Annotated in this window: 11 protein-coding genes; 5 read left to right on the forward strand and 6 right to left on the reverse strand. The window is 68.3% G+C overall.

The genetic code is table 11. The features are described 5' to 3' along the window. Positions 1–23: 23 nt before the first annotated feature. The 4 genes from opcA to AC5Y7E_RS10640 all read left to right on the forward strand — a co-directional run bounded on the left by opcA (position 24) and on the right by AC5Y7E_RS10640 (position 3094). Positions 24–935 (forward strand): glucose-6-phosphate dehydrogenase assembly protein OpcA, encoded by a 912-nt coding sequence (opcA, locus tag AC5Y7E_RS10625; protein WP_499919843.1) that lies wholly within the window; start codon positions 24–26, stop codon positions 933–935. Next, positions 932–1669 carry a 6-phosphogluconolactonase gene (gene pgl, locus AC5Y7E_RS10630; protein ID WP_499948871.1) on the forward strand — a complete coding sequence of 246 codons (738 nt, stop codon included), beginning with the start codon at positions 932–934 and terminating at the stop codon, positions 1667–1669. Before opcA ends, pgl begins: the two co-directional genes overlap by 4 nt. A gap of 75 nt (positions 1670–1744) precedes the next feature. Beyond that, a complete protein-coding gene (locus tag AC5Y7E_RS10635; RefSeq protein WP_499919749.1) occupies positions 1745–2143 on the forward strand; it encodes an ATPase in 399 nt (132 codons plus the stop codon). Between the two features lie 21 nt (positions 2144–2164). After that, positions 2165–3094 (forward strand): histone deacetylase family protein, encoded by a 930-nt coding sequence (locus AC5Y7E_RS10640; protein ID WP_499919748.1) that lies wholly within the window; start codon positions 2165–2167, stop codon positions 3092–3094. Positions 3095–3125: 31 nt separating this feature from the next. Here the strand turns inward: AC5Y7E_RS10640 and AC5Y7E_RS10645 are convergent, their stop codons facing one another. Together AC5Y7E_RS10645 and ppc are read right to left on the reverse strand one after the other, a co-directional pair. Next, complete coding sequence (locus AC5Y7E_RS10645) at positions 3126–3917, reverse strand: bestrophin-like domain (protein ID WP_499919747.1); 792 nt, start codon at positions 3915–3917, stop codon at positions 3126–3128. Positions 3918–3992: 75 nt separating this feature from the next. Next, positions 3993–6824, reverse strand: coding sequence for a phosphoenolpyruvate carboxylase (gene ppc / locus AC5Y7E_RS10650; RefSeq protein WP_499919746.1), 2832 nt, complete (start codon positions 6822–6824; stop codon positions 3993–3995). Positions 6825–6962: 138 nt separating this feature from the next. Between ppc and AC5Y7E_RS10655 the strand changes: the two genes are divergently transcribed. Continuing rightward, a complete protein-coding gene (locus AC5Y7E_RS10655) occupies positions 6963–7880 on the forward strand; it encodes an LLM class F420-dependent oxidoreductase (RefSeq protein ID WP_499919842.1) in 918 nt (305 codons plus the stop codon). A gap of 19 nt (positions 7881–7899) precedes the next feature. On the opposite strand, the gene secG is transcribed toward AC5Y7E_RS10655, so the two are convergent. From secG to gap, 4 genes are read right to left on the reverse strand one after another with little or no spacing between them, the layout of a single operon-like run. Beyond that, positions 7900–8133, reverse strand: coding sequence for a preprotein translocase subunit SecG (secG, locus tag AC5Y7E_RS10660; protein ID WP_064879356.1), 234 nt, complete (start codon positions 8131–8133; stop codon positions 7900–7902). A 43-nt stretch (positions 8134–8176) separates the two neighbouring features. Next, positions 8177–8962: a triose-phosphate isomerase gene (tpiA, locus tag AC5Y7E_RS10665; RefSeq protein WP_499919745.1), complete on the reverse strand. Its 786-nt coding sequence runs from the start codon at positions 8960–8962 to the stop codon at positions 8177–8179. Next, positions 8959–10194 (reverse strand): phosphoglycerate kinase, encoded by a 1236-nt coding sequence (locus AC5Y7E_RS10670; RefSeq protein WP_499919744.1) that lies wholly within the window; start codon positions 10192–10194, stop codon positions 8959–8961. Before AC5Y7E_RS10670 ends, tpiA begins: the two co-directional genes overlap by 4 nt. Before the next feature lie 3 nt (positions 10195–10197). Further along, the gene (gap, locus tag AC5Y7E_RS10675) at positions 10198–11217 is read right to left on the reverse strand and encodes a type I glyceraldehyde-3-phosphate dehydrogenase (RefSeq protein WP_499919743.1); all 1020 of its coding nucleotides are present in this window, start codon (positions 11215–11217) and stop codon (positions 10198–10200) included. Between the last annotated feature and the right edge of the window lie 132 nt (positions 11218–11349).

Genomic DNA, 11349 nt, shown 5'->3' on the forward strand with positions numbered 1-11349 from the left:
CGTGCGGGGGAGAGTGGCGCAATTTGATCATCGATATGGAAGACACCACCACCACGGCGGTCAACAAGAAGCTCGACGAATTGCGTGAAAAGGTCGGCGCCGTCGCGATGGGCCGGGTGCTGACCTTGATCATCGCGCCGGACAGCGACGAGATCTTGGAGGCGTCGCTGGCAGCCGCCAACGACGCCAGCCATGAGCACCCCAGCCGGATCATCGTGACGATGAGGGGCAATCCGTATGCGGACAAACCGCGCCTGGACGCGCAGCTGCGCGCCGGTGGCGACACCGGCGCCAGCGAAGTCGTGGTGCTTTCGCTGTCCGGGCCACTGTCCGGCCACGCCGCCAGCGTGGTCACCCCCTTCCTGCTGCCTGACATCCCGGTGGTGGTCTGGTGGCCCGACGTCGCGCCGGCGGTCCCCGCGCAAGATCCGTTGGGGCGGTTGGCCATTCGACGCATCACCGACGCGACCAACGGGGTTGACCCGCTGGCGGCCATCAAGAGCCGGCTGCCCGGATACACCGCGGGCGACACCGACCTCGCCTGGGCCCGCATCACCTATTGGCGCGCGCTGCTCACCTCGGCCGTGGACCTGACGCCGCACGAGCCGATCGAGTCGGCGCTGGTGTCGGGCCTGGCAACCGAGCCCGCCCTGGACGTCCTGGCGGGGTGGCTGGCCAGCCGGATCGACGGCCCGGTGCGCCGGGCAGTCGGCGAGCTCAAGATCGAGCTGGTGCGCAAGAGCGAGACCATCGTCTTGAGCCGGCCGCAGGAAGGAAGGACGGCCACGTTGAGCCGGACGGCCCGGCCCGACGCCCTACTCCCCCTGGCGCGCAGGGAAACCGGTGAGTGCCTCGCCGAAGACCTGCGTCGCCTGGATCCCGACGAGATATACCAATCAGCACTCGAAGGCATTGAGAAAGTGCAGTACGCGTGAGCACCAGCATCGAAATTTTCCCGGACAGCCAGACCATGGTCGACGCCGCCGCCGCGCGCCTGACCGATACCATCGCGAACGCCGTGGCGGCGCGGGGGCGAGCGCTCATCGTGCTCACCGGCGGCGGCAACGGCATCGGACTGCTGCAGTCGTTGGTGGGACGAGAGATCGACTGGGCGTCCGTGCACCTGTTCTGGGGCGACGAACGCTACGTCCCCGAGGACGACGACGAGCGCAACGACAAGCAGGCCCGGGCCGCGCTGCTCTCCCACGTCGACATCCCGTCCAGCCAGGTGCATCCGATGCCGGCCAGCGATGGGGAATTCGGCAATGACCTCGCCGCGGCGGCGCTGGCCTACGAGCAGCTGCTGGCGGCCAACGCCGCGCCCGGCGAGCCGGTTCCGAACTTCGACGTGCACCTGCTGGGGATGGGCCCCGAGGGGCACATCAACTCGCTGTTCCCCGACACCCCGGCCGTGCTCGAAACCACCCGCATGGTGGTCTCGGTCGATGACTCCCCCAAACCGCCGCCGCAGCGAATCACCTTGACGCTGCCCGCCGTTGCCCATTCCCGCGAAGTCTGGCTGATGGTCTCCGGCGGCGGCAAGGCCGACGCGGTGGCCGCCGCGATCGGCGGGGCCGCACCAGTGTCGGTGCCGGCGGCCGGCGCGGTCGGTCAGGACACCACGCTGTGGCTGCTCGACGAGGCCGCCGCGGCCAAGCTGCCCCGCTAGACGCCGGCGCCGCGCGTCACGCTGGCGTGACGTTCGGCGTTGGAGGTCACGCTGGCGTGACGCTCGTGGCGCATAATGACCCACATGGCAGACAGAACCGTGCGCGGGGGGCAAGAGCGAAGCCGGATCAAAACGCTCACCCAGGCCGCGCTGAACGCCGACAAGACCGTGGAGCAGGTCGAGGACGTCCTCGACGGTTTGAGCACCACGATGAAGGAGCTCAGCAGTTCCCTGTCCAGCCTGAACGCCACCGTGGAACGGCTGGAAACCGGCCTGGATCACCTGGACGGCACCATGGCCAGCCTCGACGACCTGGCCAAGCGGTTGATCGCGCTGGTCGAACCGGTGGAGGCCATCGTCGCGCGGGTCGACGACATGGTGCGGGTGGGCGAGACCATGATTTCTCCGCTGGCGATCACCGAGCACGCGGTACGCGGCTTCGTGGACAGGCTGCGCAACCGGAGCGTGCAGTAGCCGAACAAATAAGGATTTTCGATGGCCACGTTGCTGCTGCACCACTCCGCCTTCGCCGCCCATCGGACCGCCCCCGGCCACCCGGAACGGCCGGACCGCTACCGTGCGGTGGAGGCTGCGCTGAGCCGGCCGCAGTTCGACGCCCTGGTGCGCGAGGAGGCCGAGCCCGCCGACCTCGCGACGACGCGCTACGTGCACTCCAATCGCTACGTCGACGCACTGGAAGCCGCGCGACCCGACGACGGGTACGTCTACCTCGACGGCGGCGACACCATGATGGAGCCCTCGTCGTGGGAGACGGCGCTGCGCGGCGTGGGCGCCACGCTGCAGGCCGTGGACAGGGTGCTGGCCGGCGACGCGCAGAACGCGTTCGTCGCCAGCCGCCCGCCGGGCCACCATGCCGAGACCGAGCGCGCCATGGGCTTCTGCCTGTTCAACAACATCAGCATCGGCGCGCGTCATGCACAGCTCAAGCATGGGCTGGCGCGGGTCGCGATCGTCGATTTCGACGTTCATCACGGCAACGGCACGCAGCAGATCTTCTACTCCGACCCGAGTGTGCTCTATGCGTCCACGCATCAGATGCCGCTGTTCCCCGGGACGGGTGCGGTGCGGGAAACCGGCGTCGGCAACATCTTCAATTCGCCGCTGGCGCCGGGTGATGGCGGAGCCGAACTGCGCGCGGCGTTTCAGGATCGAATCCTGCCTGCGCTGCAGGCGTTTTCGCCCGAGCTGATCATCGTGTCGGCCGGCTTTGACGCCCACGCACGTGACCCGCTCGGCTCACTGACCATGACGGCCGCCGACTTCGCCTGGGTCACAAGGGAATTGATGGCATCAGCCGAAACTCTGTGCGACGGCCGGTTGGTGGCGGTGCTCGAAGGCGGCTATGACCTGCAAGGCCTCACCGATTCGGTCACCGCGCACGTCGGCGAGCTGCTGAAGGGCTGAGGTAGCTCGCGAAGGCCCGCAACGTCGACGCTCAGCGCGGGAAGTAGCGGCTGTCGTTGTCGACCGAATCGAAGATGTCCAAGGCGTGCTGAAACGGCCCGGACGTAATCCGTTGATCGGTCGCATACGAGTGGTCGAGCTGGAACACGACGCACAGCAGCAGACCCAGCAGAACCGCAACGGTCCCCGACACGATCACGTGACCGACCGTGCTGCCGATCCGCAGCAGACCCGTAAACGCAACCAGCACAACCGCTCCGAAGATGAGGCCCGCCCACATCAGGGCGGGTATCCGGGGCTTGGTGCCCACGATCCGCTCGTTACGGTCGGACGCCAGCTCGCTGAGCTGGTTGAGAAATTGCTGATTGATCGGCTTGGCCGCGACGTTGGGCTGCTGGCGGCCGACGGTGCGATACATCCGGGTGATCGCGGCGCGCGCGCCGTCGTTGCGCTGTTTGTTCCACTCCGGGCCGGCCACCGCGCCGGCGTACTTGCGCAACAGCTGCTGAACTTCGGTGCGCTCGGGTTCGGGCATCGCGACGGTTTGCCGATACATCGTCGTCAGCGCCGACGCCTCGCCGGAAACGACGACCTGCGTCGACGAGAAGTGTTCCCAGGTGGCCACCACGGTGAAGCCCAGCAGGGCACCGTAGATGAATCCGACGACGGTGAGGAACGAGGCGATCGGCGGATTCGGCTGCTGCCCGTACCGCCGCGTCGGCAGGATGCGATTTCCCAGCCAGACGGTGCCAACCGCGATGGCAATCGCGACCGCGACAACCGAAACCAGAAGTAGCCACAGGGGTAGTCCGGATCCGCTCACTGGTCTCCTTGGTCGGCGTCGCGTCGATCCAGGGTATTCGTGAGCGGCCCGGCCCGGTGACCGAATCGCGGGTAATCAGCCGCTGTTTCGCAGCGCGCTGGCCAGCCCGTTCATCGTCAGCAAGATGCCGCGCTGCACCAACTCGTCGTCATCGCCGGACCGGTAGCGGCGAAGCAGCTCCACCTGCAGGTGATTGAGCGGCTCGAGGTACGGGAAGCGGTTGAACACCGAGCGTGCCAGCGCCGGGTTGTCGGCGAGCAGGTTGTCCTGGCGGGTGATGAGCTTGTGCATGGCGATGGTTCGCCGGTGCTCGTCGGCGATCTTGTCAAAGACGCGGTGCCGCAATTCCTCGTCGTCCACCAGTTCGGCGTAGCGCGCCGCCAGCCCGAGGTCGCTCTTGGCCAGCACCTGGGCCAGGTTCGACAGCACACTGCGGAAAAACGGCCAGCGCTGGTACAAGTCGTGCAGGATGTCCACCCGCTCGCTCTCGCCTTCCGGGCCCGCCGCGATCCACTGCTCGAACGCCGACCCGGTGCCGTACCAGCCGGGCAACATCACGCGCGACTGGCTCCAGGCGAGCACCCACGGGATCGCGCGCAGGTCCGAGATGGACTCGGTGGGTTTGCGCGAGGTGGGCCGGCTGCCGATGTTCAGCGACCCAATCTCGCTGACCGGCGTGGACGCCATGAAGTAGTCGACGAAACCCGGTGTCTCGTGCACCAATTCGGCATAGGCGCGCTGCGCGAGCCCGGCCACCTCGTCGAGCACCGCATACGCCGGTTCCGCGGCATCACCCAATCCCTCCACGTCCAGCAGCGTGGACTCCAGAGTGGCCGCCAGCAGAGTCTCCAGATTGCGTTGCGCCGCTTGCGGTTCGGCATATTTCGCGGCGATCACCTCGCCCTGTTCGGTGAGCCGCAGCGAACCGTTCACCGCCCCGGGGGGCTGGGCCAGGATGGCTTCGTAACTCGGCCCGCCACCGCGGCCGACGGTGCCGCCGCGACCGTGAAAGAGGCGCAACCGGATTCCGGTCTTGCGCGCCACCTCCACCAGGGCCAGCTCGGCTCGGTACACCGCCCAGCTGGAGGCCAGATACCCGCCGTCCTTGTTGGAGTCGGAATAGCCCAGCATCACTTCCTGGCTGTCGTCGCGCGCGGCCACCAGCGCGCGATAGATCGGGAGCTCGAGCATCTCGTGCAGGATCGTGGCGCCGTTGCGCAGATCGTCGATCGTCTCGAAGAGCGGCGAGATGCCCACCGGGCAGTACGGCGCGTCCCCGGAGGTGTCGATCAGGCCGGCCTCCTTGAGCAGGATCGCGGCCTCCAGGACGTCGGAGACCGACCGGCACATGGAGATCACGTAGTTCGGCACGGCGGACGGCCCGTAGCGCGCGATCGCGTGGGCGGCCGCGCGGACCACGCCCAGCTCTTTGCCGGCCAGCTCGGACAGTCCCCCGCAAGCGGGCGGTACCCCCACCCCGCGGTCGCCGACCAGCGGACGGCGGGTGGCCAGCTCCGCGGCCAACAGCTCGACCCGGTCGCCTTCGGACAGCGAACCGTAGTCGGGATGCACCCCAGCCCAGGCCAGCAGCTCCGCGACCACCTCCTCGTGCACGTCGGAGTTTTGCCGCATGTCCAGGCCGCACAGATGAAAACCGAAGACCCGCACGCCTTCTCGCAGCAACGCCAGGCGATCGTCGGCCAGCAGGGCGCTCCCGTGCGCGCGCAGCGACGCATCGATGGTGTCCAGATCGGCCTGCAACTCCCCCGGGGCGGCGTAAGGCGGCAACCCCAGGTCCAGCCCGTGCTGCGGTCGCCGGTCCAGGATCTCGGCGCCCGTCGCGGTGAGCCGGGCGCGGATCACCCGCACCGCGCGCCGGTAGGGCTCATCGGCGCGGGCTTTCTCCTCGCAGCCCTGCGCCAGCTCGCTCAATGCGGGGGTGACCGCCACCAGGCGCGCCGACATCGACAGCTCCTGTTCCAGGGCGGTCAGCTCGGCCAGGTAGTGCGCCAGCGCGGTGAACGCGGCGTTGCCGGTGGCCTGGCGCACCACGTCGGCCGTCACGTTCGGATTGCCGTCGCGGTCACCGCCGATCCAGGACCCGGGCTGCACGATCGGCTGGTTCAGTAGGTCGGGGCCGGGCCAGCGGGCCCGCAGCGCGTCGCGCACCTGCGCGTTGACCTGCGGGACCACGCGGAAGAACGCGGCGGCGTAATAGCGCAGCCCCACCTCGATCTCGTCGGTGATCTGCAGCCGCGACAACCGGATCAGCGCGGTCTGCCACAGCGTCAGGACTTGGCGGCGCAGCTCGAGTTCGATGTTGCGGCCCTCGTCGGTCTCCGTGTGGCCCTCGGCCCGCAGCCGCATCAGTTCGGTGATCCGGTGCTGGGTGACGAAGACGGTGCGCCGGCGGGTCTCGGTGGGGTGCGCGGTGATGACCGGGGCCACCACCGCGCCCTTCAGTGCACCGGCGACCGTGGCCGAATCCAGTTGCGCCCGATCGAGTTTGGCGTAGGTGGCGGCCAGGCTGCTGTCCTGCGGCGCTTCGCCGGCGGCGACGTGGATCGCCCGGCGGCGCTCGCGGTGGATGTCCTCGGCGACGTTGGCGAGCAACGCAAAGTGGCTGAACGCCCGGACGACCGGGATCGCCTGGTGGATGTCGATGCGAAAGAACATCCGCGCCAGCTCGGCGCGGTCGATCTCGGAGCGGCGCACCCGGAACGATTCCACCCGGGCCCGCTCGACGAGCTCGAACACCTCGTCCCCGTTCTGCTCGCGGACCGTGTCGCCCAGGATGGCGCCCAGCAACCTGATGTCGGCCCGCATGGGCTCCGTCGCCTCACGGCCCACCGGGGTGCGCTGCACTGCGCCGATCGGTTCCAGCGTGCCCTCGGATGCGTCAACCATGTGACCAAGTATCGATGCGGACGTCGGCGTCCGCCCGTCGGGGATCACCCGCAGCCGCGAATCACCATGGCGCCCAGCAGCTCAGATCACGGTGATTCGGCAGGAATGACCGGCCGATCGGCCGTGTTGGTTGCGGACATGTCCACCGGAATCATTCTCATGGCCCGTCCCGATGCCCCCAACCTGGTCGACGACGTCATCGCCCAAGCCCAACGAGCCCACGAGCTCGGGGTCGGGCAAGTGTGGCTGCCGCAGCAGCAGAATTACGACGCCATCGCGCTCGCCGCGCTCGTCGGGGCCGCCGTGCCGGGGCTGGGCGTGGGCACCTCGGTGGTGCCGATCAACCCTCGTCACCCGCTGATCGTCGCGTCGTTGGCGCAAACGGCGCAGGCCGCCGCGCACGGCACCTTCAGCCTGGGGCTGGGACTGGGCGCCCGCCAGGTGGAGCGCCCGGCCTTCGGCACCGACTTCCCCAACACCATCACCCGACTGCGCGAGCACCTGACGATCCTGGCCTCGGTGTTCAGCGCCGGCGGTGTCGACTTTCACGGCAGCGAGCTGCACGCCAGCCCGAGCTGGCCGGTGCAGGTGCCCGGCGGCACCCCGATTCCGGTGTACGTGGCGGCGATGGGCCCCAAGGCGTTGCGGGTCACCGGCGAGTTGGCCGACGGGACGCTGCCCTACCTGGCCGGGCCCCGCACGCTCGAAGAATTCATTGTCCCGGAAATCACCAGGGCGGCGGCCGAGGCGGGCCGGCCGGCGCCGCGCGTCATCGCCGCGGTGCCCGTGCTGCTGTCCGACGACATCGAGGGCGCTCGCAGCGCCGCCGCACAGCAACTGAACTTTTATGAGGCCATCCCGTCATACCGCAATGTGATCGCCCGCGAAGGTCTCACCAGCGTCGTCGACCTCGCCGCGGTCGGGCCCGAGGAGTCTGTGGCGCGCCAGTTGCGCCGCTACCGTGACGCCGGAGCCACCGATATCGTGCTCAGCCCGCTGGACCGGTCCGCCTCGGCAGACCGCGAAGCCCTGTGGAGGCTCGCCGCCGCGCTGTGACCGTGCGGGATCGGCGCAGTCAGCGGTACTTGATCATCAGCTCCATGCCGACGATGCACACCAGCCAGATGGCGGTGATGAAATACGTCAGCCGGTCCAGGTTCTTTTCCACCACCGTGGAGCCGGACAGGCTGGACTGCACGCCGCCACCGAACAGCGTGGACAGGCCGCCACCCTTGGCGCGGTGCAGCAGCACCAACAGCACCACCAGGATGCTGGTGACGACCAGGGTGATCTGCAAAGCCAACTGCATGACGGCCAGCCTACCGGGGCGGAGTCGTTCTCAGGGCACCCCCCTATGGAAGAGGCCCACCGGCGGCGATCGCCGCCAGCGTCGCGAACTGCTCGCCGTCCAGGGACGCGCCCCCGACCAGACCGCCGTCGATGTCGTCGCGGCCGATCAGTTCGCCGATGTTCTTGGCGTTCACGGATCCGCCGTAAAGCACCCGCACGCCGTCGGCGATCTCTGGCGACGCGAGGGACGCCAACTGCTTGCGGATCGCCGCGCACACCTCCTGGGCGTCGGCGGCGCTGGCCACCCGCCCGGTGCCGATGGCCCACACCGGTTCGTAGGCGATGACGACCTTGCCGATCTGCTCAGCGGACAGCCCGGCCAGCGAGCCGCGCAGCTGCTCCTCGCAGTGGCCGACGTGATCTCCCGCCTCGCGAACCTCGAGGTGTTCGCCGATGCACACGATCGGGGTCAATTCGTGCTTGAGCGCCGCGGCGGCCTTGGCGGCCACCACCGCGTCGTCCTCGTGGTGGTAGGTCCGCCGCTCCGAGTGCCCGACGACGACGAACGTGCAACCCAGCTTGGCCAGGAATGCGCCGCTGACGTCGCCGGTGTAGGCGCCCGAGTCGTGCTGGGACAGGTCCTGCCCGCCGTAGGTCAACCGCAGCTTGTCGCCGTCGACCAGGGTCTGCACGCTGCGCAGATCCGTGAACGGCGGCAGGACCGTGACGTCGACCTTGTCGTAATACTTGTCCGGCAGCGCGAAGGCGATCTTCTGCACCAGCGCGATCGCCTCGAAGTGGTTGAGGTTCATCTTCCAGTTGCCGGCGATCAGTGGCTTGCGGCTCACGCGTCTCCTTCGCTTGGCTGGGGCCGGCTCAGCACCTCGATGCCCGGCAGCGTCTTGCCCTCAAGGTATTCCAGCGACGCGCCACCCCCGGTGGAGATGTGGGAGAAATCGCCCTCCGGGATGCGCAGGGCGCGCACCGCGGCCGCGGAGTCGCCACCGCCGACCACGCTGAACGCGCCCTTGCCGGTCGCCTCCGCGATGGCCTCGGCGACACCCTTCGTGCCGGCGGCGAAGGCGGGAAACTCGAACACGCCCATCGGGCCGTTCCAGAACAGGGTCCTGGCGTTGCACAACAGCGCCGTAAACCGTTTGACCGAATCCGGCCCGATGTCCAGGCCGATCATGTCGTCCGGGATCGCGTCGGCCGACACGGTTTGCGGCGGTGAGTCGGCCGCGAACTTCTCCGCCACCACGATGTCCCTGGGCAGGCGCAGCACGTCGACGTAGGTGTCGAGGAGGTTCCGGCAGGTCTCCACCATGTCTTCTTCCAGCAGCGACTTGCCCACCGAAAACCCTTGCGCGGCAAGGAAGGTGAAGCACATACCGCCGCCGATGACGATGCTGTCGGCCTTGGTCGCCAGCGACTCGATGACGCCGAGCTTGTCGGAGACCTTGGACCCGCCGAGCACCACGGCGTAGGGCCGCTCCGTCGAGCTCGTCAACTGCTCCAGCACTTGGATCTCCTGGGCCACCAGCGTGCCGGCGTAGTGCGGCAGCAGGGTGGCTATGTCGTACACGGAGGCCTGCTTGCGGTGCACCACGCCGAAGCCGTCGGAGACGAAAGCGCCTGTCGGCCCGACCAATTCGGCCAGCTGTCGGGCCAGTGCCAGCCGTTCGCCGTCGTCCTTGCTGGTTTCCCGGGCGTCGAAGCGGATGTTCTCCAGCAGCAGGATGTCGCCGTCGGTCAGCCCCTCGGCGCGCGCCAGCGCGTCGGTGCCCACGACATCGCCGGCCAGCTGCACGTGCCGGCCGAGCTGCTCACCGAGCGCCGCGGCAACGGGTGCCAGTGACAGCTTCGGGTCGGCTCCACCCTTGGGCCGCCCCAGATGCGCGGTGACCACCACCTTGGCGCCGGCGTCGACCAACGCCCTCAGTGTCGGCACCGAGGCGGTGATGCGGCCGGCATCGGTGATCTTGCCGTCATCGAGTGGCACGTTCAGATCGGAGCGCACCAGCACGCCGCGCCCCGAAACCCCTTCGGCGAGCAGGTCTTTCAGATCGTGGACGGCCACGGTTTACAGCGACTTGCCGACCAGGGCGACCAGGTCGACGAGGCGGTTGGAGTAGCCCCATTCGTTGTCGTACCAGGACACCACCTTGGCCTGGTCGTCGATCACCTTGGTCAGGCCGGAGTCGAAGATCGAGCTGTGCGGGTCGGTGACGATGTCGCTGGACACGATCGGCGCGTCGTAGTACTTCAGGATGCCCTTCATGGGCCCCTCGGCGGCGGCCTTCATCGCGGCGTTGATCTCGTCGGCGGTGGCCGACTTGCGCAGCTCGGCGGTGAGGTCGGTGACCGAGCCGGTGGGGATCGGCACCCGCAGCGCGTACCCGTCCAGCTTGCCCTTCAGCTCCGGTAGCACCAGGCCGATGGCCTTGGCGGCGCCGGTGGAGGTCGGCACGATGTTCAGCGCGGCGGCACGCGCCCGGCGCAGGTCCTTGTGCGGGCCGTCCTGCAGGTTCTGGTCCTGGGTGTAGGCGTGGATGGTGGTCATCAGCCCCTTGACGATGCCGAACTCGTCGTTGAGGACCTTGGCGATCGGGCCGAGGCAGTTCGTGGTGCACGAAGCGTTGGAGATGATGTTCTGGCTGCCGTCGTACTTGTCGTCGTTGACGCCCAGCACGATGGTGATGTCCTCATCGGTGGCCGGCGCGGAGATGATCACCTTCTTGGCGCCCGCGTCCAGGTGGCCCTTGGCCTTGGCGGCGTTGGTGAAGATGCCGGTGGACTCGACGACGACGTCGACGCCCAGGTCGCCCCAGGGCAGCGCCGCCGGGCCTTCCTTGACCTCGAGCGCCTTGATCTTCTTGCTGCCGACGACGATGGTGTCGTCACCCTCGAGGCCGACGTCGTGGGGCAGGCGGCCCAGGATGGAGTCGAATTTCAGCAGGTGCGCCAGGCTGGCGTTGTCGGTGAGGTCGTTGACCGCGACCACCTCGATGTCAGCGGTGCCTTGCTCCTGTTGAGCCAATAAGGCCCGGTAGAAGTTCCGCCCGATTCGACCGAAGCCGTTGATACCTACTCGGACCGTCACTTGATTTCTCCCTGTCTTTCCTGAGTCGTCTTCGCTGTGCCTTCAGCATGTCCGCTGCGCAATGCCTCTGGTCAGCCTAGATCAGTAGCAACAACGCTCCTTGGGCCGGTAACAGTCCTGGGTCGTCGCCCT

It is taken from the genome of Mycobacterium sp. NGS17, assembly GCF_059813205.1.